We start from the raw sequence: 22,445 nt of genomic DNA, 5'->3' as shown, positions 1-22,445 counted from the left end.
CACAGCTATCGTGCAGAAAAATGCCGAGGCTGCCCCTTGGAAAACCTCTTCACAAGGCCCATCCTATAGGGACCCCGCGCCAGGGAGGATGAAGATGAACGTCCACGCCACAGCAAGACCAAAAGGCTATGGAATCTCGGTCGAACGGTTAGATGGTAAGATTGCGATTTACCGGGACCAGACCCTTTTAGCCGAAAGCAGCAACGCCAAAGTCATGTACGAAACACGGCTGCCGCCGACGATCTACATTCCACGCGAAGACGTGCTGGTGGATCTCAGCGACGAAACCGAGCTGCAGACTTTTTGCCCCTTCAAAGGCACCGCAACCTATCACGACGTCATTCTTGGCGGCGAACGGCTCGCCAATTCCGTATGGGCCTACGAAGAAGCCCTCCCCGAAAGCGCTGCCATTCAGGGGCATATCGGGTTTTTACCCAATGCTTATTCCCGGATCGATTTGGGCGACAACCAACTGCGGGAACCCCAAGACGGCAATATCAGCGGCCCTTTGATCGATTGGCTGATGCGTGGGGCGTCCGCAAACAACACGCCTGAGGCGTTCACCAAAGCGCTGGCCGAGAAAATGCTGGAACACGGGATTGCCATTCAACGCCTCAGCATTCTGACATGGTCCCTACACCCTTTGATCGCCGGCAAACACTATATTTGGGAAAAGGGCGAGGCTGAGATCTCGACCAATGTTCCGACCTATGAAATCCACGACCACCCGGCATACATCAACAGCCCGTTGCGCCATGTGTCGAACGGGCTAGGCGGTGTGCGTCAGCGGCTGAACGCCGAAAACCCCCACAACAGCTTTCCAATAATGGAGGACCTGCGTGAAAAAGGGGCGACCGACTATGTCGCCATGCCGTTGCCGTTCTCGGATGGACGTACCAACGTTCTGACCCTGACCTGCGATCACCCGGACGGTTTCACGACGGAAAACCTAGGGCTGGTGTTCGAATGCTCGCTGGTCATCGCCCGGTTTTATGAGGTTTTCATGCAGCGCGAGAACGCTCAGGTCCTGCTTGAAACCTATGTTGGCAAACGCTCGGGCGCGCGCGTCTTAGGGGGTGAGATCCGGCGCGGTGACGGGGATGAAATTGATGCCGCCATTATGTTCTGTGATCTGCGCAATTCGACCAGCTTGGAAGAGAAACTGGGGCGCGCCGACTACATAAATCTACTGAACGACTTTTTTGAAACCGTTTCTGGCATTGTGCATGAAAACGGCGGCGAAGTCCTGAAGTTCATCGGTGACGCGGTCCTTGCCGTGTTTCCAGCGGGTGAGGATTCAAAAAACGCCCGCGAGAACGCGCAGCGAAGCGCCATCAACATCGTAGAAAAGTTGGGAGAGTTGCGCCAGTCAGGTTCCGACAACCATTGTGATTGCTCAATCGGGGTTGCCTACGGGCGCGTGACCTACGGCAATGTCGGTTCACGTGAACGGCTGGACTTTACCGTGATCGGACAAGCCGCGAATATCGCTGCGCGTCTGGGTGAATATGGAAAAACCAAAAACCACAGGATTGTGGTGTCTGCCGATATTGTGCCCGCCTGCGCCAATGCGCTGCCTCTTGGCGACGTCAAGCTGCATAACGTTTCGCAACCGGTCGAGTCTTATGCTCTCAGAACGTCCGCAGATGCCGTTCTGAACGCTTAAGATACAAAAAGCGCGCAGTTCAAATCAATCAGGGCCACCCGACAATGCTTCTGGTGGTCGTCGCGCGTCCGAAGCACTTTTTTGCCTTAGACACCAAGCAGGATTAGCGCAGTCTGCGCCGGGGAAATCGCGCTTTCAAGCTGGGCGATTTGACTACGGGCAAGGAATTGATCTGTCAGCCGCTCTATTGCGGCCTTATCCTCGAATTGGGCCAGATCATCGGACCCGGTCAGCCCTGACAACCTGTCTTTGAACACTTCCAGTTGCTTGTCGATATTCAACTGGCCAAAGCTGGACGGTAACCCCAGAGCATTTTCCATCATCCGCCGCAGCGGAGGCAAGCTCATCAAATCAAACCACTTGGTATCTTTGCTGCCTTCCTTTTGAGCCAGCTCCCCCAGAGCATGCTGCGCATACAAAGCGATCCGCATCGTTTCATCTGATTCACCCACAGCAATTTCAAATCGCGACACGACACTGTCACGTGCAATCTCTTCCATGTTGGTGATCAGCCCGGTTTTTCGCACCTCGCCCGGCCCAAACCCAAACGCCTCGGAAAACTGCCGGTACCTTTTGTCGGACAGACGATTGGACAACGCATCCTGCGCCTTGGTCCCGTCGGACAGGATCTTCTGGATGAAATAGCGATTGTCCAAGTCGGATTCCAACCCAAAGGCGCCAAGTGCAACTTGCAACAGCCGGCGATCGGACACCAATTCCTCTGCTGTCTGGACCTTTTTGATCTTCTCCAAAAAGTACTCACTGTCCCTTTTGTTGACAGGGGACGAAGAAAAACTGTCGATCTGCGCGTCATATGTCCGCTGCAGGAATCGCCAGCCGACAATGCCGCCCGAAAGTATGACCGGCTGGAACGTCATTACTGGTAGGCCATGAGCCGCTCTTCGCGGGGCAGCAGCGCGCGCAAGGCTTTAAGGCATTTGTAAAACTGCTGATCCAGAAGCGCTTGCGTTGCCTCGGACAGAACCCGGCGACTGTCGGCGTCAGTAAAGACCTGGCTCAGCTCTTCGACGCGCCGTAACAATTGTTGGCGTGCCTGATCGGGTTCCATATGTCCAGACAGCACAAGTTGAGCAGCATAGCAGACACGTCGAACCGGAGTGTTCACCTGGTCTGGGTGGATCGCATCCCGCAGGCGCAGTACATTTGCCTCAGGCGTCATGATCGAAAACCGACTACGGCGGTCGCCATTTTCCACGACTACACCGTTGATCAAAACCCGCTCTTTCGGCGCCAATTTCAAAACCAACCCTGCCATCAGGTAGCCCCCATTTGGCGAAGACCGCGCAGAACCGCCATGTTGATCTCCAACAATGGCTCAACCGAGGCTTTGTTCCCCAATACCTGGCTGCTGTGTTGTTCGGTGAATTCAGCCAGATAGAATATCCGCGCACGCAGATCATTTGGCAGCGCATTGTCAGAGTCCGTGACGCCACTGGCCAGTACGGTCCACAGTCGCCGGTTTTCGTTTAAAGCCTGCACAAACGCGCCGAAATCTGATTTTTGGCGGGCCGCGGCGGCCTTGAGCCTGCGCGTGATTTTCGAAATCGCTTCGTATTCCGTATCGCGCGGGGTGCGCGTTGGCGCGGCGGTCTGTGCATATGCTCGTTGTGCGAGGGCTTGCGGGGTCACTTAATATCCTTCCGGTAATCTGCCACTTGGCGGTCAGTATCGGGGCGCGTTGCCGCGCCCCGACCATGTTCCTTAACTTAGCGGAACAGTGACAGAATCGACTGCGGTGCCTGATTTGCGATCGACAGCGACTGGGTTGCCAGCTGTTGCTGAACCTGAAGCGCCTGCAGACGTGCCGAGGTTTCTTCCATATCCGCATCGACCAATGACCCGATTCCGGATTTGAACGAATCCGCCAGGTTCGAAATGAACTCCTTCTGCGTTTCGATCCGACCTTGCGAAGAACCAAAAGCCGCCGATGCATCGATCGATGTGTCAATCAGCGTCTCGATTGTGGCCAACGCGGCCGTAGCACCTGCACCGGTTGAAACATCAATGCCCGTCAATGCGCCAAGACCGCCTGAACCCGCGTTCACATACTGAGCCGAGAACGAAATGTCCGTGCCGGTGGCATTGGCAACGGACAAGGTGCCCGCGGTGCCCGAGTCATAATCAACAGTCAGACCCGTGATACCAAGTTCATCAATTTTCGCCTTCAAACCCACTGCAACGATATCACCGGTCGTAGAGGCCGCAGCATCCGTTGCAGAAACCGTGTAGGATACGACCTGATCGTCGATCGCCAACACAACCTTGTCACCTGCAGCAAACGCACCACTGGATTCATCCGTTACCAGCGCAGTTGCCGAAGTTGTGCCGTTGTCAATCGTCGCACCAACGCGGTCGTTGCCGGTGGAAGACCCGGTCGAACCGTCAAACACCTGAGCCGCCGTGTACCCGCCGGTAGAAAGGTCCTGGCCCGCAACAGTGATAGACGACGCGGTCACGTTGCCAGAGTTGTCCCGGTCAAGAGACGCCAGGATCGAAGCGGAACCCGCCGAGCCGTTAACCAGGTTGAGGCCGTTGAATTGCGCGGCGTTAACAACCGAGTTTATCTGGCCCTTTAACGCGGTGACATCGTCGTTGATCTTGTCGCGATCTACGTTGTCTTCCTGTGCTGCAACGATCTTGCTTTTCATCTGAGACAGCAGATCAGTGACCGTTTCGGACGCGTTACGCGCCACCGCTACGGTGGACTCACCCAGTGCCAAGCTGTCCTTGATCGCATTGAAGCCTTTGACATCCGATTCCATGACCTTGGAAATCGCCCAGACGGCCGAGTTATCTTTCGCAGTCGCAACGTCCTTACCGGTGGAGATCGCGTTCCGCGTTGCCCCAAGATCCTTGTTGACCGACTTGAGAGTTTGCAGCGCAACCATGGCGCCATTGTTTGTCAGAATGCTGGACATTAGCTTTCTTCCTTTTCCGTTCGGGCCCTTTGCGCCCATGCTCATCCCGCCACTGGTGCGGGCTTTGACGTCTTTCTGATCGGTGCGATCTGCCGTCGGGCTGTTCGCGCCACCTGATTTGTCCAGGTGCCCGAACACCTTTGACGTCGATCCCCTAACGGAGTGCTAAAGCGCGAAGGTCAGAAACCTCGGATTTGAATCAAACCCGTATCTATGCCCGTTTTTCCAGCTTGCCTTGATGGCGGACGGCAAATTCGCTGCGCTGCCCGTCCGCACCATAGGTGGTGAATTCCTGCCGCACGCGCCGCAACTCGGCCATGCGGTTGGCCACCGCGCGAATCCCTTCGGCGGCGCTGTTTAGTAACGCCTGGTTCCGCTCGACCTTTCTTTGCAGGCGGATCAGTTCATCACTATCAAAGACGTCAAGATCATTAATCGCACCGATCAGTTTTTCCTTTTCCAGAGCCGTGTTATGCAGACGATCCAGATCGCCCTGCACCAGCGCGTTTCGCTCAAGCTCAAGAACGTCTTCGAGTGATTTTACAAGGTCGGCTTCAGACGTCTTTGGCATCGGTTTTCTCCATCATGGATTGGAACAGGATTTCGGACAGCCCAACGCCACCGGATCTGGCCAGCGCACGGGCCTGATGCTGAACAAGAAATGAGGCAAACTGATCTTCGCCTGCACCGCCGCCAAAGGATTGGCGCGCTTTGCCCAGCCCGGCCGATTTCAGCATCTCACTCAGAAACGCAGCCTCTAGTTCTATGGCCGCCTCCCGCAATTTCTGGGAATAGGCAGGGGCTTGAGATGGGGAGAGAGGCGGGGAAACCTTCATTGCTTTCTCCAAAAATTGCATCGAACTTTTTCGATCAAAAGCGAAAGCAGTTAAAATAAACGTAACTTCCTGCAGGCAGGTTTCCGGTCACACAACCGGAGTCGGAGCAAAATGCCCAACCCTCTTTCAGTGATGTCATCCTCGCCGACCGCAACCGCAAAACCCCACGGGATCAATCCCGAGCAGGGGGATGAAAACGGCGCGACGTTTGAGGCCGTGCTCAATCAACACAAAGGTGAGAACAAGCAAGAAGCAGCCGCTCTTAAAGGCGCTGAACCTGAACAGGACGTCGACGTTGAAACGGACGAGGCTGTCTTGCTTGAAGATGCAGAAGTGTCCGCTGATCGCAACCAGAGTGAGCGGACACCCCTTTTGGACACGCGTCTTGAAGTGAGCACAAAACGCGATCCTGCCGAAACACCCGTGTCAGCTGCGTTACCCGACTCGCGCAGTCCGAAAGTGCCTGAAACCGAGCAAACCGGCCAGGCCAACACGGTCGATAAACCGGATGCAGGCATCAATGATTCGCGCAAAGTCACCCCGGATTTTCGGCACAGCTCGGCTTTGAGACCCGCGTCACAACCAATGGCAAGCCGGGGGCAGGCGGACCTCGCGACTTCTGTGTTGCAACCTGTGGGTATATCCCCAAAAGAGACCGCAGACCTTACCGTTCATCCAGAGCGGCACCAGCGTGAAACGCAACGTCCGCCGCAAAGCAATCTTGCACCTCAACAAACGACCAACCCGGATCGCGCACCAAGCATCGCTCAATTGCAGATGTTCGCGCCGGAAAAAACCCGTGCTCAGACTGACGCGCCAGCATTTCACGAGGTCGAAGACGTTCACGCCCTCAGGGCAGATTCGCCCGGTTTGGCGGGGCGGGATCCGGTAACTTTTACACAAGCCATGGCACAGACTGCCCGGGCCGAGACAGCGCGCGCCGTCGCCGGGCAAATGGCGGCCGTCATCAATACTCAGCCGAAATCCGGTTCAGTTGAGATCGCGCTGAACCCCGAAGAACTGGGGCGAGTGTCCATCATGTTGAACGGTCGCGATGACGGATTGCATCTGACAATTTCCGCCGAGCGCCCGGAAACCCTCGAGATGATGCGGCGTCATTTGGCGGTGCTGGAAGAAGAGTTCAAAAATTTTGGCTTGGGCGATCTGGCAATTGACCTTGGGACATCCGAAGACGCCGAGCATAACCAGGCCGGCCACCAGGATGGATCGCCTACTGAGACCGCGCAACTCACCGATTCCTCTTCAAACGCGTCACCCATTCCTAAAACCGGCCCCGTTGGCCGCATCGACATGAGGTTGTGAAATTGATTACCCCGACCCAACCCAACGCCCAACCGTCAGCCACAGCGCAATACAAAGACGCGCCAAAGCAAACAGGTCTGGCATCAGACTTTGAGACATTCCTTACAATGCTGACCGTACAGGCCCAGAATCAGGATCCATTGAAACCATTGGATGCCTCAGAATATGCATCGCAACTGGCGCAATTCTCGATGGTCGAACAACAAGTTCAGACAAATGATTTGTTGGCGACACTTGGACAGGCGCTGGGTGGTGCAAATCTGGACAAACTCGGCAAATGGATCGGGATGGACGTTCGAGCGCCCGCGGCTTTCCAATATGAGGGCGAGCCTGTGACGCTGTTTGCCACACCCGCACCAGATGCTGACAAGGCGGTCATGGTCATCCGCGACAGTGACGGAGCCGTTGTCGATCGTGTGGCTGTTTCCACGACCGACAATAAAACAGTTTGGACTGGTCAGGGAAGCGATGGGCAGCCTCTGGCGGCGGGAAGTTACTCGGCCACACTGGAAAGTTATGATGGCGACGAGCTGTTATCGACACAGCTGGCAGAGACCTATGGCGAGGTTGTCGAAGCTCAGTTTTCGGACAATCAAGTTATGCTGACCCTCGAAAGCGGGCAGGTTGTCGCTGCCACGACGGTAACCGGGGTCAGAGCCGGAACTTGATCTGCCGGGCAGGACAGTTCAAACCTTGGCAGATTCGACTCGCTAACTGCATTGGTGAAACTCCTGCCTGCCCCAACCCACCCCCCTTCTGATCTGATCGACGATCTGCGCGCCCGTGGCCTTGTTCAGCCCGGCGCAGAGTTTCAAACGTTGTATGGCGGGCGAACAAATCAGGTCTGGAAAGTACTGGGTGGCAGCGGTGACAAGGTTCTGAAGCTGTATCGCGCTACACCGCGCAATCCACTGTTTCGCAACGATCCGGAACTCGAAGCGCAATGCCTGCGCGCCCTTGAGCCCACCGGATTTGTTCCCCGCCTGCGTGCGACAGGAACACATGATACAGGCCATTGGGTGTTCTACGATCACGCCCCTGGATCACCGTGGCAAGAAGGGCCTGAGAGTGTCGCCGGTTTGCTGCGTGAATTGCATAGGCTTGATGTTTCGGTCCAAGCGCCGGATGGCTGCAATGGCAGCAGGGATCTGGCTGAACATGCCGAACGTATTCTCAGCGTCTGCACCTCTGATACACGCGCACGGCTCGCGCAGCTGCGCCCAAAAGGCCATGTGCCCGCGACCGCACACACATGCCTGATCCATGGCGATACCGTGGCCGGAAACATCCTTGTCGCGCCGACTGGCATAACCCTGATCGACTGGCAGTGCCCGGCTTGGGGCGATCCGTGCGAGGACATTGCAATGTTCCTGTCCCCGGCCATGCAACGGCTTTACCGGGGCGCACCCCTAAGCGTGACCGAGGAAGAGCGGTTTCTGGCTGCATATGGTCACGATGAAACTATCGCGCGATACCGGGATTTGCGCCCGTGGTATGCGTGGCGCATGGCTGCCTACTGTTTGTGGCGCATCGAAAACGGGGCTGCGGATTATGCCCAAACGCTCGAACTGGAAGTCGCCGCGCTTTAGAGCGATAACCGATCCGCGATTGCCATCGCAGCATAGGCGGGCGGCATCAAGGCGCGCCGCCAGAACCCAAGAGGAAACCGTCCCGGCGGCTGTGCAATCGGCGCGGGCAACTCGGTCTGTTTATCCAAAACCACGCGGGCAAGGGCGCGCCCGCAATACGTCCCCATGGCAACGCCGTTCCCGTGATAGGCAAAGGCGGCAAACATTCCGGGTTGATCGGGAACCGGCCCGACATAAGGCGTCAGCTTGCGCGACAGGCACACCATTCCGGACCACATATGGGTCACATCCACATCTTTCCATTCTGGAAACATGGCCTGAAAGTCCCGACGCATTGTCCGGCGAATGGCCGCCTCGGCCCGAGGGGACGACTGTAACCCTCCGCGCATGCCGAACAGGAACCTCCGATCAGGCATCAGGCGGAAATAGTGCAGCAGGTTTCGGGTGTCATAACACATCTGCTCCGAGGTCCACCCCTGCGCTTGCAACTCAGCGTCTGTCAGGGGCCGGGTCACCAGAACCGTGGATTGCGTGGGCATGTAGCGTCCCGACAACCAGGGCGGCATATCCTCGCTGGAGTATCCGTTCGTGCAAATCAGCACGTTCGTGGCGCGGATGTGACCTGATCCGGATTCAATATCGAACCCGGCCTGAGTTTTCCTGATGGTTTCAACCAGCGATTTCTGGAAAATCTGTACGCCCCGCGCCTTGGCGGCACTTGCCAAGCCAAACAAATACTTTCGAGGGTTAAGAGCGAAACCAACCGGATTTGTATATGCACCATGAAAGGAACCGCCCAGACCCAGGCGCTGCAGGTCGTCAGAATCGTGCAAGACACCTGATGCTTCTGCGTTACGACGTAGCTTTTCCATCGCCCGTGCCGAATGGGCCAGTTGGGTTTCCCCTTTCGAATGGGTATCGGCGTCGATCTGATGCTGTTCCAGCAAATCTGCGACAAGCTGAACAGCGTCTTCTTCCGCTTGTTCGTAGGACTGCGCAGCCTCAACACCAAACCCACGGACCAAAGCCGCATGGCTCAGCTTGGACCCTCCGAGACAGCAAAATCCTCCATTCCGGCCCGAGGCACCCCACCCCGGGGTTGCGGCCTCAAGAACCGCAACTTTCACTCCTGCCTCGGCCAGATGCAGGGCTGCCGAAAGCCCCGTGAAGCCGCCGCCGACGATTGCGACGTCAACGTTCAGATCACCGTTATGGGTCGGCCAATCAGGTGCCGAAATTGTCTGATCCCACCAGCAGTTCTGACGGGGTCCAGGCCCATAGGTGTAGTCCGGAAAAAGACGTTTCATTCGGTGCGCGCAGCGGCAAGTTCATCCTGCTTTTGCCGAACCATTGCGCGTTTCGTCACCAGCGAGGCGGTGATAACGCCAACCGTGACGACTGCAATCATGATGGTAGACAGCGCGTTGATCTCGGGGCTGACGCCCAGACGCACGGCCGAGAATATCTTGATCGGCAGCGTTGTCGCCGACGGGCCCGAGGTAAAGGACGCGATAACCAGATCGTCCAGCGATAGCGTAAAAGCCAGCAGCCAGCCTGAAATCACTGCGGGCGCAATGATCGGCAGTGTCACAAGACGGAACGCCTGCGCTGGCGAACATCCCAGATCCAAAGCGGCCTCTTCCAGCGACTTGTCAAATGTCACAAGGCGCGAAGACACGACGACCGACACAAAGCACATCGAAAAGGTTGTGTGGGCCAGAACGATGGTCAGAATGCCCCTGTCCAGCCCAATGCCGATAAACAGCAGCAGCAACGACAGGCCGGTGATCACTTCGGGCATTACCAGAGGCGCGTAAATCATTCCAGAAAACAGTGTCCTGCCAAAAAACCGCCCGCCACGGACCAGAACATATGCGGCAGCGGTGCCAAGAACCGTGGCCAATGTGGATGAGAACACCGCAACACGTATTGTCACCCAGGCCGCGTTCAGAAATGCCTCGTTCTGGGCAAGCTCTCCGTACCATTTGGTCGAGAACCCCGCCCATACTGTGACCAGCTTGCTTTCGTTGAAGCTGAAGATGATCAGGATGACCATCGGGATGTAGAGGAACGCAAATCCCAGTGTCAGAGACACCGCGTTGAACCAACTCAGCCTGTTCATTGCTCGGCCTCCGTCTGTTTCTGCTGGTTGCGCTGGAACAGCACAATCGGGATCACGAGGATCAGCAACAACACAACGGCAACGGCACTGGCCACCGGCCAATCGCGGTTTGAGAAGAACTCTTCCCACAGCACCTTGCCGATCATCAGCGTGCTGGACCCGCCCAACAGCGACGGGATCACGAATTCACCGATCACCGGGATCATCACCAGAAAACAGCCGGCAATGATGCCGGGGCGCGACAGCGGTATAGTCACCAGCCAGAACGCCTTCAGACGGGAACAGCCCAGATCTTCGGCTGCTTCGATCAGGGATTCATCCATGCGCTCCAACGATGAATAAATCGGCAGGATCATGAAGGGCAAATAGGTGTAGACGATACCGATGTAGACGGCAGTGTTGGTGTTCAAAATGGTCAGCGGGGTCGAAATGATACCCAGCCACAACAGAATCTGGTTCAGATAGCCTTCATTGCTGAGAATTCCCATCCACGCGTAAACGCGGATCAGGAACGAGGTCCAGAAAGGCAGGATCACCAGCATCATCAGCGTCGGGCGCCATTCGGCTGGCGCACGAGCCATTCCATAGGCAATCGGATAACCCACCAGCAACGTCAGAACCGTCGAGATCAGAGCGATCTTGACGCTGGACAGGTAGGCTTTCCAGTAAAGGTCGTCTTCGGTCAGCCAGACGAAGTTTTCGAGATCCAACTGGCTGAAAAAGTCGGTTATCCCAGACCAACCCTGCGACAGATCCAGTGTCGGCGTATATGGCGGGATCGCCAGTTCGACATCCGACAGCGAAATCTTCAGAACGATGAAAAACGGTATCAGAAACAGGGCCAGCAGCCAGACGTAAGGAACAGCGATCAGAAGGGCGCGGCGCATCAGTTTGCCAACAAAACCGCAGCCGTTGCCGTCCACGACAGCCAGACCGGGTCTTCCCATGTAAAGGATCGGCGCGAGATTCGGCGCGTGTTGGCCGATTGCGCCTTGATGATCGTGCCATTCGGCAGTTCCACGTAGTACGTGGACAAGTTGCCCAGATAGGCAATGTCAAGCACCTTACCCTGTACCGCATTGATGGCATCCGCCGGGCGGTCGGCCGAGATCGTCACCTTTTCGGGGCGGATCGCAAGATGGCAGCTTTGCCCGTTCGAGAATTCTGTCGACGAGGTTGCGGTCAGCGGCGATTGCCCCTCGGCCCAGTCGATTTGGTAGGCTTCATCGCCGTTCGCAGTCGCCCGGCCTTCGATGATATTCACATCCCCGATAAAGTCAGCGACATAGACTGAGTTGGGGTTTTCATAGATCCTGTCCGGCGTAGATACCTGCATCAACTTGCCCTGATCCATCACGGCGACGCGGCTGGCAACAGTCATCGCCTCTTCCTGATCGTGAGTCACGATCACAAAGGTGGTGCCGGTCTTTTCCTGAATATCCATCAGCTCGAACTGAGTGTCCTGCCGCAGTTTTTTGTCCAGCGCACCCAAGGGTTCGTCTAGCAACAGCAGTTTTGGCGCTTTTGCCAGTGACCGTGCCAGCGCGACCCTCTGCCGTTGGCCACCCGAAATCTGGTGCGGTTTACGGCGGGCGAATTGCTCAAGCCGGGTCAGGCGCAACATCTCTTCCACGCGGTCTTCAAGATCCCGCTTGGGCATGTTGTCCCGGCGCAGACCGAAGGCGATGTTCTCCCAGATGCTAAGATGAGGAAACAGCGCATAAGACTGGAACATCATGTTCACAGCCCGCTTGTTTGGCGGGATCGGGTCGATGTCCTGCCCGCCCAGCATGATGTGCCCTTCGGTAGGCTTTTCAAACCCTGCCAGCATCCTCATCATGGTCGTCTTGCCGCAGCCGGATGGACCGAGCAAAGCAAAGAATTCCTGTTCAAATATGTCCAGTGACAGGTTGTCGATCGCCGTGAATCCGCCAAAACGTTTGGTCACATTCTGGAATTGGATCAATGGTTTCGCCTGTGGATCTTCCCACGGCGCAAAGACGTTTGTGTTCAAGGCGGCCCCCGTTCGACGGTCTGATTGAAAGGGCAAGGCGGTCGGACCGCCTTGCTCAGATACTTCGGTTCAGGTGCCCGATTTGATTTTGGTCCACAGGCGGGTCACGCTCCGCTGCGTTTTGACTGGATAAGGCGTCGTGATGTAGAGATTCTGCATCGTGGCATCACTCGGATAGATTGCTTGATCACCAATCACGTCTTCCTCAAGGAACTCCTGAGAAGCCTTGTTGCCATTGGCATAGTACACATAGTTCGATGCGGCAGCCATGTTGTTGGCGTCCAGAATGAAGTTCAAGAACTGGTGTGCGCCTTCCGGGTTCGGAGCATCCGCCGGGATGGCCATCTGGTCGAACCACATCAGCGAACCTTCAGCGAATGGGTGGTATTCAATTTCCACGCCATTTTCGGCCTCGGCCGCGCGATCCCGCGCTTGCAGGATGTCACCTGACCAACCGACAGCTACGCAGATATCGCCATTTGCCAGCGCGTTGATGTATTCCGAGCTGTGGAATTTCTGGATATGCGGGCGAACGCCAGCCAGGACTTCTTCGGCTTTACCGATCACATCGGTGTCATGGCTGTCCGGATCTTCACCGATATACTGCAGCACCATAGGAATAATCTCGGCCGGAGCGTCCAGGAAATGGACGCCGCACGAGGCCAGCTTTTCCATATTCTCCGGCTTCAGAACCAAGTCCATGCTGTTCAGAGCAACGTCATCGCCCAGCACTTCCTTAACCTTACCAACGTTAACGCCGAGGCCGGTCGTCCCCCACATGTAGTTGATCGAATAGGCGTTGTTCGGGTCATAGCCTGCGGTACGTTCCTGAATCACGTCCCAAAGGTTTCCTGAATTCGAAAGCTTTGCTTCGTCCAGTTCCTGAAAGGCGCCAGCTTGAATCTGACGCTGTAGAAACGTGCCCGACGGCACAACCACGTCATAGCCTGATCCTCCGGCCAGCATCTTGGTTTCCAGAACCTCGTTGCTGTCAAACACGTCGTAGATCAGGGTCAGCCCTGTCTCTTCTTCGAATTTTTTCAGTAGATCCTCGTCGATATAGTCGGACCAGTTGTAGACGCGCACCTCTTCGGCAAAAGCCGCCGAAGTCCCCAGCGCGACAATCGCTGTCATCGTCAGCGTTTTGATTGACATATTTCTCTCCCTGCAAGTGTACGGGTATTCTCCCGTTTTTTTTGATTTGATCAAGTTTTGCGTTTTCCCCCGATCCATCGTATGGTTTCACGAGGTCAGGCGTCTGGCAAGTCGACACCACGCGAAACAGGGTAAACCACTTGGATTTGATCAAAAATAAAGCATCCAGCTCGAAGGTGGATGAGGGAAAAAGACCGGCGCATGAACAGGTGTACCAAACCCTGAGATCGCAGATCATGTACGGTGATCTGGTCCCGGGACAACCCGTCACGATACAGGGTTTGACCGAATCGCTCGGGGTTGGAATGACCCCCGTCCGCGAGGCGATCCGGCGGCTGATTTCGGACGGCGCGCTGGTGTTTCAGGGCAATCGGCGCGTCTCCGTGCCTTTGTTGTCGGGCACCGATGTCGAGCAGATGATTTTTGCCAGAATATCAATAGAATCAGAGCTTTCCAGACGGGCAACCGCGAATCTCAAACCTGCTGATATCGATCAGCTCGAAAAGCTTGATCAGCGATTGGATCAGACCATCACAGACGGCGACGTCAGTGGTTATTTGCGCTTGAACCACCAGTTTCATGAAACGCTCTATGCGCATGCGGATGCTCCGATTCTCAACGATCTGGCCGAACGGCTTTGGCTGCGGTTCGGCCCCTCACTACGCGTTGTCTGCGGACGATTCGGAACACATAGCCTGCCGGATCGGCACAAGGACATCATCGCAAGCTTGCGGGCGAAAGATGCGGAAAAGGTCGCGAAAGCAACCGCTCAGGACATCGAGCAGGGTATGGAATTGATGTCGGACGCTTTGATCTCCGCCTGATTCAGGTCGATTCGATTGACACGAAAAAATTTGATCATATTGTGACGGGTAACCGCCTTTTGCAGGAGATTCTCTGATGTCGACCATCACCAATCACATGCCGACCGCCGAATTGCAGGCGCTGGATGCGGCGCATCATATGCACCCGTTTTCGGCCAACGGATCATTGGGCGAGGAAGGTGCGCGCGTCATCACTCGTGCCAAAGGCGTGTACCTGACCGATAGCGAAGGCGAAGAGATTCTGGACGCCATGGCCGGTCTTTGGTGCGTCAATATCGGTTACGGTCGCGATGAACTGGCCGAGGTTGCTGCCCGTCAGATGCGTGAACTGCCCTATTACAACACGTTCTTCAAAACGACCCATATTCCGGCCATCGCTTTGGCTGCCAAGATTGCGGAACTGGCGCCGGGGGATCTGAACCACGTGTTCTTCGCGGCGGGCGGGTCCGAGGCAAATGACACCAACATTCGTCTGGTTCGCACCTATTGGGCTGAGAAGGGTCAGCCCGACAAGAACATCATCATCAGCCGCCACAATGCCTATCACGGGTCCTCTGTCGGTTCCGCCTCGCTAGGCGGTATGGCGGGCATGCATGCGCAAGGCGGCATCCCGATCCCGAACATCCACCACATCAACCAGCCGAACTGGTGGGCAGAAGGCGGCGACATGGCGCCGGAAGAATTTGGCCTGGCCCGCGCGCGTGAGCTGGAAGAAGCCATTCTGGAACTGGGCGAAGACCGTGTCGCAGCCTTTATTGCCGAACCCGTGCAGGGTGCGGGCGGGGTGATCGTTGCCCCCGATACCTACTGGCCCGAGATCCAGCGCATTTGCGACAAATACGATATCCTGTTGATCGCCGATGAGGTGATCTGCGGCTTTGGACGCACAGGCAACTGGTTCGGGTCCGAAACCGTTGGTATCAAACCGCATATCATGACAATCGCCAAGGGACTCAGCTCGGGTTACGCGCCCATCGGTGGATCCATCGTGAATGACGAGATTGCCGAGGTGATCGGCGGCACCGAGTTCAATCACGGCTATACCTATTCCGGCCACCCGGTTGCGGCGGCTGTCGCGCTAGAGAATCTGCGCATCCTTGAAGAAGAAGGCATCGTCGACCACGTCCGCGACGTGGCCGCCCCCTATCTGAAAGAGAAATGGGAGGCCCTGGCCGATCATCCACTCGTCGGTGAGGCCAAGATCGTCGGCATGATGGCCTCGATCGCGTTGACGCCGGACAAGGCCAGCCGCGCCAAATTCGCGTCCGAGCCCGGTACGGTCGGCTACATCTGCCGCGACCGCTGTTTTGCCAACAACCTGATCATGCGCCATGTGGGTGACCGGATGATCATCTCACCCCCGCTGGTCCTGACCCCTGCGGAAATCGACGAGATGTTCGTGCGGATTCACAAGTCACTGGACGAGGCGCAGGCCGAGATCATCGCGCAGGGTCTGATGAAGGCGGCGTCATAGCCCAGATTGCTACTATTCAGGTTAAAGGGGCGCACTGGATGCGCCCCTTCCCACTTTCTGAGTCGCAATTGCCCGTCAATCGATGCAGCTCAATTCCTGAACACAACTAGATTCGATCAAATCGAGCGGCAAAAAGAAGTAATTTTGTATCGCGCGACAACCAAAAATTTATCGCGCGATAAATATCTTGATTTGATGTAATTCAGATTCAAGTATGCGAATGCGACTCGGTTAATTGTATTACCTCTACCGGCGTCGCGACCCGCTCTTCTGCTGGGTCCACCTCCCGTCTATCGTAGTGAGTGCCGGTAGTCGGGAGGTTGCACAGCCAATACCTGAGAGAGTATCCGCAGTGCATACCCAGGCAATAGATCAACGCCCCTACATTGTCACCGCAACGCTTCCAAGAGCTTCAGACTGGCGTATCCGTCTGGCAGCAACCCCTGCGCCAATTGATACGCCCGAACAGCTTTGACTGTGTTTGGCCCTGTGCGCCCGTCGACGCCTTGGGTATCAAAGCCAGCCTCGGTCAGGCGGGATTGCAATTCCTTTTTCTCGGTGAAACTCAACACCCGGTCACCACGCGGCCATTCGGTTTGGAACGCCCCCCGTCCGGCAAGACGGTCAGACAGGTGTCCTATCCCGATCACATAGGCGTCGGCACCGTTGTATTTCTCAATCACCTTGAAATTGTCGAAGATCATCAGCGCGACGCCCCGCCCTCCGGCGGGTAACAGAATTGCCGCTTGTCCGTGATCCGAAATGTGGGCGCCACTCGCCGCCACCACGCCACGTGCGGCCCATTGTGAGGGCATCAATGTGTGATCCCGCCTTGCGGTGGAATAGTCGAACACTTTGGGCAGGGTCACCTCAACGCCCCACGGCTGCCCCTTGGTCCACCCATGCCGCGCCAGATAGGCGGCGGCCGAGGCCAGCGCATCGGTTGGATCGTCCGACCAGATATCGCGCCGCCCATCCCCGTCGAAATCAACTGCGTGGTCCAGAAATGAGGTTGGCATGAACTGCGTATGCCCCATCGCCCCAGCCCAGCTACCCACCATATTGCGCGGGCTGACGTCGCCCGCCTGAATGATCTGCAATGCGGCGATCAACTGGGTTTCGAAAAACTGCGCGCGTCGTGCGTCAAACGCCAATGTCGCCAGTGATCGGATCGTGTGATCACTGCCCCGATAGGTCCCGAACGAGGTCTCAAGCCCCCAAATCGCTGTCACAACCTCTTTTTCGACGCCGTACATGGCTTCGATGCGGGTTAGTGCTTCGCGATGGCTCTCCAACCCCGCCCGGCCGTTTCTGATGCGCGTGTCCGAGACGGCAGAATCCAGATACTCCCAAATGGGTTTCGAAAACTCTGCTTGGTTGCGGTCGCGCCTGATCACGTCCTTATCGTAGGTCAAACCTGCCAGCGACCTGTCCAGTGTTGAGGCTGATATCCCCTGCTCGGACGCCCGTTCACGAAATGCTCCAAGCCACGCCTGGAACCGCGCGTTTCCTTCCGTCGACACCCGGTACTCCTTAGCTGAGGGCCGTAAAGCTGGCCGGATCGATATCGCCACGCCAGCTGACGCCAACTGTATGGCCTGTGACCCGCCCAGAGTATTGATAGATTCCGCCTGCACGATGGATGCCCATAATGCGGCGGTCATAACGCCACCTATGCATTTACGCATTCCGAATTTTCCTGGTTTCTGCTCAACCTCAGAATACCGCAGAATTGGAATTTTCCAAAGCGTTCAGCTTGACCCTTCGCGATCTTTTGCTTTGTGCTGTGCGCGGATCTTGGCAAGGGCCTCGCGCAACAAAGGGATACGGTTCGGCCTAAAGCTTTCATCTGTCACGGACATTTCGCGTATCCGGTCCAGCCGAAAGACGCGGAAATCCTGCCTCAGATGGCACCAGGAAATCAAAACGCTGGCGCGGTCCATATAGACGATACTCAGCGGGTTTACCTTGCGGCGCGTGTCATCGCCCTTGGCATCGGTGTAGGCAAACTCGATCGTGCGTTCGTCCCATGTGGCCTGCCGCAGGTCAGCCACCGCGATGGTGGGCTTGGCTGGGCGATCAAACCGCGTCGCTGTCAACACGGCATGGGTCAGGCGGTGCGACTGGCGCTGGGGTAGGCGTCCCTGAAGTTTTCGTAACGCATTGCCCGCCGCATCCGCTAAACCGGGGTCGCCAATGGCCTGAACCTCTCGCAACCCCAACACCAGCGCTTCAAGCTCATCATCTCTGAATCCAAGCGGCGGCAGGGTTGCGTCTTCGATCAGAGTAAAGCCAAAACCGGCCTCACCGTCGATCACCGCCCCAAGCCCGCGTAACGACTCAATGTCGCGATGGACGGTGCGCGGCGAGACGCCCAGATCCTGCGCCAGTTGCTGGGACGTCTTCGGCGAAGGACCAGAGCGCAGGGCTTGCATCAATTGGAACAGGCGGGCGGTTCGGGACATAATGCAGGTTAGACTAGACCTGATGACAGAAACTGTCATCAGGCAAAGCTATTCCTCGGGCATCCCGAATTTGGAGCCTCCGATGTTGACCCTTATGATTTACCCTTCGGCCTTTGGCCAGTTCAGCGCCAGCCCCTTTTGCGTCAAGGCCGCTTACATGTTGGAACACGCGGGCCAGCGTTGGCAGCGGTCCGATATGTTGGACCCCCGCAAGATGCCCCATCAGAAACTGCCGGTTCTGCGCACGCCAGAGCGTCTTGTCCCCGATAGCGACCTGATCCGCGATTGGCTTGAGGCGCAGGGCGCAAACTTCGACGCTGGGCTAAGCGACATACAAAAGGCGCAGGCGCGAACGCTGATCCGCATGGCAGAAGAACATATCTATTTTCAGGTCGTCCAGGACAGATGGGCCAATGACGAGGTCTGGCCAATTCTGCGCAAGACCTTCTTTTCGGTTATTCCTGCGTTGATCCGAACGCCGGTGTCGAACTCAATCCGGAAAAAGGTCGTCCAGGGATTGGTGTTTCAGGGTGTCGGCCGCTTCTCTCCCACTGAGCGTCAGGATCGATTGGAGCGGGACCTTGAAGCGATTTCCGCTTATTTGTGGCAATCGCCGTACCTTCTGGGCGACCGGCCAACATCAGCAGATATGAGCGTTGGGCCCATGTTGGCTGCAATGCGCGCAACACCAGCGGAAACCCCGCTGACCCGGCGGATCAAACAGGATAGGCTGCTCAACGATTACATCGACCGAATGGAACAGGCGATACCGCTGCATGACACCATTTAATGATCCCGCCGTTCAGGCCGCCTTTGAAGCATTCCCCGAATATACGCGTTCGGGCGTGATTGCTTTGCGTGAACTGGTGTTTTCAACAGCCGGGACTTTGCCTAAAGCCCAGCCATTGAATGAAGCACTGCGGTGGGGTCAACCCGCCTACCTGGCGCCCAAAGGGTCAACCATCCGGCTGGGCGGGCACAAAGCGGCATCCTTTGCACTGTTCGTGCATTGTCAAAGCCGGCTGATGGGCGATTTCAGCACCGCCTTTCCGGGCGAAGATCGGATCGATGGCAATCGGGCCATCTTGTTTGATGACCCGGATCAGATCGACGAGACCCGCCATGGCTGGCTGATCGCACGGGCGCTGACTTATCACCTTTGACGACGTTTGCGTTCAACCTTGCGCTTGATCTTGTCCTTCTTGCGCTTGGTGCTGACCGCCTTGCGCCGTGCGCCCCCGCGCTTAGCGGGCCCGCCTCCGCGCGGCAGGGCCTGGTCATCGATGGACAGCAGCTCCAACTCGAGCCCGCCGGTAACGGGCGTGGCCTCGGTCAGGCGCACGGTGACACGCTGACCGATGGCGATGATCAAACCGGTGTCTGATCCCATCAGCGTGCCGGCTTCGCGGTCGAAATGGAAAAACTCGCGCCCCAGTGACCGGACGGGCACCAGGCCGTCCGCGCCAGTTTCGTCCATCTTCACAAATGCACCGAACCGAGCAATTCCGCTGATACGACCGCTGAACTCATTGCCCACACGCTCGCTCAGATAAGCGGCAAGATAGCGATCCGTCGTATCCCGCTCGGCCATCATTGAGCGGCGCTCGGTGTCCGAGATATGCGTTGCCGTTTCATCGAGCCGCGCGATTTCATCCTCGGTCAACCCGTCGTCACCCCAGCCATGCGCCGTGATCAGCGCCCGGTGCACGATCAGGTCCGCGTAACGGCGGATTGGCGAGGTGAAATGCGCATAGTTGCGCAACGCTAACCCGAAATGGCCGAAATTCTCGGAATTGTAATAAGCCTGTGCCATTGAGCGCAAAGTTGAAAGATTGATCAGCTCTGCATCTTCTGTCCCGGCAGCCGCGTTCAGCAATGCATTCAGGTGCCGGGTTTGCAGCACCTGCCCCTTGGCCAGGTTCAGGCCCGCAGCCTGTGCAGTCTCCCGCAGGCTTTCCAGCTTTTCTTGCGCCGGTTCCTCGTGCACACGGAACAGCAACGGGCGTCGCTTGGCGATCAATGTCTCGGCGGCGGCGACATTGGCGAGGATCATGAACTCCTCGATCAGCTTGTGCGCATCTAGCCGGTCACGGAAGGCCACACTTTGAACCTCGCCCGTGTGGCTGAGAACGATCTTGCGTTCGGGCAAATCCAGCTCCAGCGGTTGCCGTTCCGCCCGCGCTTTCTTGAGCGCGGCATAGGCGGAATAGAGCGGTTTCAGAACAGGCTCTAACAAAGGCCCTGTGCGGTCGTTGATCTTGCCGTCGATTGCGTCTTGCACCTCGGCATAGTGCAGCGACGCGGCCGAGCGCATCAGCCCCCGCACAAAGCGATGACCAATCTTGTTTCCATCCGCATCGATCTGCATTCGAACAGCGATACAGGCGCGCGGAACACCTTCGTGCAGCGAACACAGGTCTCCAGAGAGGCGATCCGGCAGCATTGGCACCACCCGATCCGGGAAGTAGCTGGAGTTGCCGCGCTTGCGCGCCTCACGATCCAGCGCGGTACCGGGCTGCACATAGGCAGCAACGTCGGCGATGGCGACCCAGATCACATGCCCGCCAGGGTTCTTGGGGTCATCGTCGGCATGGGCATAACAGGCATCGTCATGATCCCGCGCATCTGACGGATCGATAGTCAGCAAAGGTATATCCCGCAGGTCTTCGCGGCCTTTTAGACCAACCGGTTTGGCCTTGTCAGCTTCGTCAATCACCTTGTCGGGGAAATCATCCGGAATGCCATGCTGGTGGATGGCTATCAGCGAAACGGCCTTGGGCGCAGACGGATCGCCCAGCCGTTCCACGATACGCGCACGCGGCAAACCCATGCGGTTCTTTGGCCCGGCCTGTTCGGCTTCGACCAGCTCGCCGTCCTTCGCACCCAGTACGGCACCGTCCGCAACCAGCCATTCGGTCTGACCAGCTTTGTCGATTGGCACGATCCGACCGCCTTCGGCCCCTTTGCGAAAGATGCCGACGATCTTACGCGGGTTGGTTCCGATACGGCGGATCAGTCGCGCCTCGTAATTGTGGTCTTCCTCATGCACCACCGTCAGGCGGGCCAGAATGCGGTCGCCCTCACCCAAAGCAGGATCGCTGGCGCGGGTGATGATCAGAACAATGGGCTCGACGCCTTCGCCATGCCATTCCAAGGGCCGCGCGAACAGGTCGCCATCCGCATTCGGAGCCTTCACCTGCAGCACGCTGACCGGTGGCAGGCGGTCCGGATCGCGATAGCTGCGCTTGCGCTTTTCCAGATGCCCCTCGGCCTCTAGCTCTTTCAGGATGCGTTTCAGATCGATCCGGTCCGCGCCCTTTATACCAAAGGCTTTGGCGATATCGCGTTTCGAGGTCAGGGTGGGGTTCGCCGAGATCCAATCGAGGACCTCCTGCTTGGTAGGTATGCGAGTCATACCTCCGGCCTATCACGGGTATGCGACCGCGTCATGACCAAAAAGTTCAGGGCGTCAAGTCAGCCACCGTATCAACGTCGCGCAGATGATCCAGCAATCCTACGCGGCACCCCGGTACTGAGGCCAGAGTGTCAGCCAGCGCAGTTTCAGTAGACCAGCGTACATTACGGAACAGGCTTGTCGGCAACGCCTTGTACCGCTGAGCCCCTACCAACCAATAGCCACCGTCCGGCGCAGGGCCAAATACAAATTCCGACTGTCCCAATTCCTTGAAGGCTCGTGCGATATGCTGCGATGTGATCCCGGGAATGTCCGCGCCGATCAGACAAACCGGTCCCTGCGGCATGCCGCGCAACATGCGCAACATGCGGTCGCCCAGATCACCTCGCCCTTGCGCCGCGCGGGGTAGATCAACGGGCCAGATGCGGCTGGTCAGACCTTCCCGATCCGGGGCGACGGCAAGCACAATCTGCCAGCGTGGGTCCCGCAATCGCCGGATCAGCGCGCGTGTCTGATGGCGAAACCACCATGCAGCACCAACCATGCCGATGTCTCGCCCCAGCCGCGTCTTGACCCGACCCGGGCGAGGTTCTTTCACCATGATGACTAATGTGCGTTGCATG

24 protein-coding genes are annotated in these 22,445 nt (G+C 57.2%); 8 read left to right on the top strand and 16 right to left on the bottom strand.

What is annotated here, in order from left to right; genetic code table 11:
* Positions 1–94: 94 nt before the first annotated feature.
* Positions 95–1,666, top strand: a complete 1,572-nt coding sequence (locus AC2FIB_RS13435; protein WP_496842246.1) for a DUF427 domain-containing protein — start codon at positions 95–97, stop codon at positions 1,664–1,666.
* A gap of 86 nt (positions 1,667–1,752) precedes the next feature.
* Here AC2FIB_RS13435 and AC2FIB_RS13430 read toward each other — a convergent pair whose 3' ends face one another.
* From AC2FIB_RS13430 to AC2FIB_RS13405, 6 genes are all read right to left on the bottom strand, one after another.
* The gene (locus tag AC2FIB_RS13430) at positions 1,753–2,544 is read right to left on the bottom strand and encodes a DUF1217 domain-containing protein (RefSeq protein ID WP_496842245.1); all 792 of its coding nucleotides are present in this window, start codon (positions 2,542–2,544) and stop codon (positions 1,753–1,755) included.
* Positions 2,544–2,942 (bottom strand): flagellar biosynthesis repressor FlbT, encoded by a 399-nt coding sequence (gene flbT / locus AC2FIB_RS13425; RefSeq protein ID WP_496842244.1) that lies wholly within the window; start codon positions 2,940–2,942, stop codon positions 2,544–2,546. The genes AC2FIB_RS13430 and flbT overlap by 1 nt, the downstream gene beginning before the upstream one ends.
* Positions 2,942–3,316 carry a flagellar biosynthesis regulator FlaF gene (flaF, locus tag AC2FIB_RS13420; RefSeq protein WP_496842242.1) on the bottom strand — a complete coding sequence of 125 codons (375 nt, stop codon included), beginning with the start codon at positions 3,314–3,316 and terminating at the stop codon, positions 2,942–2,944. The genes flbT and flaF overlap by 1 nt, the downstream gene beginning before the upstream one ends.
* A gap of 77 nt (positions 3,317–3,393) precedes the next feature.
* Positions 3,394–4,605 (bottom strand): flagellin N-terminal helical domain-containing protein, encoded by a 1,212-nt coding sequence (locus AC2FIB_RS13415; RefSeq protein WP_170417286.1) that lies wholly within the window; start codon positions 4,603–4,605, stop codon positions 3,394–3,396.
* A 211-nt stretch (positions 4,606–4,816) separates the two neighbouring features.
* Positions 4,817–5,176 carry a flagellar biosynthesis protein FlgN gene (locus AC2FIB_RS13410; RefSeq protein ID WP_496735570.1) on the bottom strand — a complete coding sequence of 120 codons (360 nt, stop codon included), beginning with the start codon at positions 5,174–5,176 and terminating at the stop codon, positions 4,817–4,819.
* Positions 5,160–5,441 carry a rod-binding protein gene (locus AC2FIB_RS13405; protein ID WP_496735568.1) on the bottom strand — a complete coding sequence of 94 codons (282 nt, stop codon included), beginning with the start codon at positions 5,439–5,441 and terminating at the stop codon, positions 5,160–5,162. The genes AC2FIB_RS13410 and AC2FIB_RS13405 overlap by 17 nt, the downstream gene beginning before the upstream one ends.
* 111 nt (positions 5,442–5,552) lie before the next feature.
* On the opposite strand from AC2FIB_RS13405, the gene AC2FIB_RS13400 reads away from it, so the two are divergent.
* Genes AC2FIB_RS13400 through AC2FIB_RS13390 form a run of 3 tightly spaced genes read left to right on the top strand, consistent with a single transcriptional unit; the run spans position 5,553 to position 8,353 of the window.
* Positions 5,553–6,764 (top strand): flagellar hook-length control protein FliK, encoded by a 1,212-nt coding sequence (locus AC2FIB_RS13400; protein WP_496735566.1) that lies wholly within the window; start codon positions 5,553–5,555, stop codon positions 6,762–6,764.
* A complete protein-coding gene (locus tag AC2FIB_RS13395; protein ID WP_496735564.1) occupies positions 6,761–7,432 on the top strand; it encodes a flagellar hook capping FlgD N-terminal domain-containing protein in 672 nt (223 codons plus the stop codon). The genes AC2FIB_RS13400 and AC2FIB_RS13395 overlap by 4 nt, the downstream gene beginning before the upstream one ends.
* 54 nt (positions 7,433–7,486) lie before the next feature.
* Complete coding sequence (locus AC2FIB_RS13390; RefSeq protein ID WP_496842240.1) at positions 7,487–8,353, top strand: phosphotransferase family protein; 867 nt, start codon at positions 7,487–7,489, stop codon at positions 8,351–8,353.
* Here the strand turns inward: AC2FIB_RS13390 and AC2FIB_RS13385 are convergent.
* From AC2FIB_RS13385 to AC2FIB_RS13365, 5 genes are all read right to left on the bottom strand, one after another.
* Positions 8,350–9,660 carry an NAD(P)/FAD-dependent oxidoreductase gene (locus AC2FIB_RS13385; protein ID WP_496735560.1) on the bottom strand — a complete coding sequence of 437 codons (1,311 nt, stop codon included), beginning with the start codon at positions 9,658–9,660 and terminating at the stop codon, positions 8,350–8,352. The genes AC2FIB_RS13390 and AC2FIB_RS13385 overlap by 4 nt on opposite strands.
* Positions 9,657–10,475 (bottom strand): ABC transporter permease, encoded by an 819-nt coding sequence (locus tag AC2FIB_RS13380; protein ID WP_058272596.1) that lies wholly within the window; start codon positions 10,473–10,475, stop codon positions 9,657–9,659. Before AC2FIB_RS13380 ends, AC2FIB_RS13385 begins: the two co-directional genes overlap by 4 nt.
* Positions 10,472–11,362, bottom strand: coding sequence for an ABC transporter permease subunit (locus AC2FIB_RS13375; protein WP_496842280.1), 891 nt, complete (start codon positions 11,360–11,362; stop codon positions 10,472–10,474). Before AC2FIB_RS13375 ends, AC2FIB_RS13380 begins: the two co-directional genes overlap by 4 nt.
* Entirely contained in the window at positions 11,362–12,489 is a 1,128-nt protein-coding gene (locus AC2FIB_RS13370; protein WP_109310740.1) for an ABC transporter ATP-binding protein, read from the bottom strand. Before AC2FIB_RS13370 ends, AC2FIB_RS13375 begins: the two co-directional genes overlap by 1 nt.
* 69 nt (positions 12,490–12,558) lie before the next feature.
* Positions 12,559–13,644: a polyamine ABC transporter substrate-binding protein gene (locus tag AC2FIB_RS13365; protein ID WP_113791802.1), complete on the bottom strand. Its 1,086-nt coding sequence runs from the start codon at positions 13,642–13,644 to the stop codon at positions 12,559–12,561.
* A gap of 140 nt (positions 13,645–13,784) precedes the next feature.
* On the opposite strand from AC2FIB_RS13365, the gene AC2FIB_RS13360 reads away from it, so the two are divergent.
* Together AC2FIB_RS13360 and AC2FIB_RS13355 are read left to right on the top strand one after the other, a co-directional pair.
* Entirely contained in the window at positions 13,785–14,468 is a 684-nt protein-coding gene (locus AC2FIB_RS13360; protein ID WP_109310637.1) for a GntR family transcriptional regulator, read from the top strand.
* A 76-nt stretch (positions 14,469–14,544) separates the two neighbouring features.
* Positions 14,545–15,942: an aspartate aminotransferase family protein gene (locus tag AC2FIB_RS13355; protein ID WP_282120351.1), complete on the top strand. Its 1,398-nt coding sequence runs from the start codon at positions 14,545–14,547 to the stop codon at positions 15,940–15,942.
* Between the two features lie 389 nt (positions 15,943–16,331).
* On the opposite strand, the gene AC2FIB_RS13350 is transcribed toward AC2FIB_RS13355, so the two are convergent.
* The 3 genes from AC2FIB_RS13350 to AC2FIB_RS13340 all read right to left on the bottom strand — a co-directional run bounded on the left by AC2FIB_RS13350 (position 16,332) and on the right by AC2FIB_RS13340 (position 18,407).
* Positions 16,332–17,465: a lytic murein transglycosylase gene (locus tag AC2FIB_RS13350; protein WP_496735558.1), complete on the bottom strand. Its 1,134-nt coding sequence runs from the start codon at positions 17,463–17,465 to the stop codon at positions 16,332–16,334.
* A gap of 10 nt (positions 17,466–17,475) precedes the next feature.
* Complete coding sequence (locus tag AC2FIB_RS13345; protein ID WP_496735557.1) at positions 17,476–17,622, bottom strand: hypothetical protein; 147 nt, start codon at positions 17,620–17,622, stop codon at positions 17,476–17,478.
* 71 nt (positions 17,623–17,693) lie between these two features.
* The gene (locus AC2FIB_RS13340) at positions 17,694–18,407 is read right to left on the bottom strand and encodes a helix-turn-helix transcriptional regulator (RefSeq protein ID WP_496735555.1); all 714 of its coding nucleotides are present in this window, start codon (positions 18,405–18,407) and stop codon (positions 17,694–17,696) included.
* Between the two features lie 22 nt (positions 18,408–18,429).
* Between AC2FIB_RS13340 and AC2FIB_RS13335 the strand changes: the two genes are divergently transcribed.
* Entirely contained in the window at positions 18,430–19,197 is a 768-nt protein-coding gene (locus tag AC2FIB_RS13335; RefSeq protein WP_496842236.1) for a glutathione S-transferase family protein, read from the top strand.
* A complete protein-coding gene (locus tag AC2FIB_RS13330; protein WP_496735551.1) occupies positions 19,184–19,570 on the top strand; it encodes a DUF1801 domain-containing protein in 387 nt (128 codons plus the stop codon). Before AC2FIB_RS13335 ends, AC2FIB_RS13330 begins: the two co-directional genes overlap by 14 nt.
* On the opposite strand, the gene rnr is transcribed toward AC2FIB_RS13330, so the two are convergent.
* Together rnr and AC2FIB_RS13320 are read right to left on the bottom strand one after the other, a co-directional pair.
* Complete coding sequence (gene rnr, locus AC2FIB_RS13325; RefSeq protein ID WP_496842235.1) at positions 19,561–21,822, bottom strand: ribonuclease R; 2,262 nt, start codon at positions 21,820–21,822, stop codon at positions 19,561–19,563. The genes AC2FIB_RS13330 and rnr overlap by 10 nt on opposite strands.
* Positions 21,823–21,868: 46 nt before the next feature.
* The gene (locus tag AC2FIB_RS13320) at positions 21,869–22,444 is read right to left on the bottom strand and encodes a TIGR04282 family arsenosugar biosynthesis glycosyltransferase (RefSeq protein ID WP_496735548.1); all 576 of its coding nucleotides are present in this window, start codon (positions 22,442–22,444) and stop codon (positions 21,869–21,871) included.
* Between the last annotated feature and the right edge of the window lies 1 nt (position 22,445).

The sequence above is a fragment of the Ruegeria sp. YTSA072 genome (genome assembly GCF_059610285.1).
The sequence above is the reverse complement of the archived record's forward strand: the minus strand, read 5'-3'. Positions and strand labels throughout refer to the sequence as shown.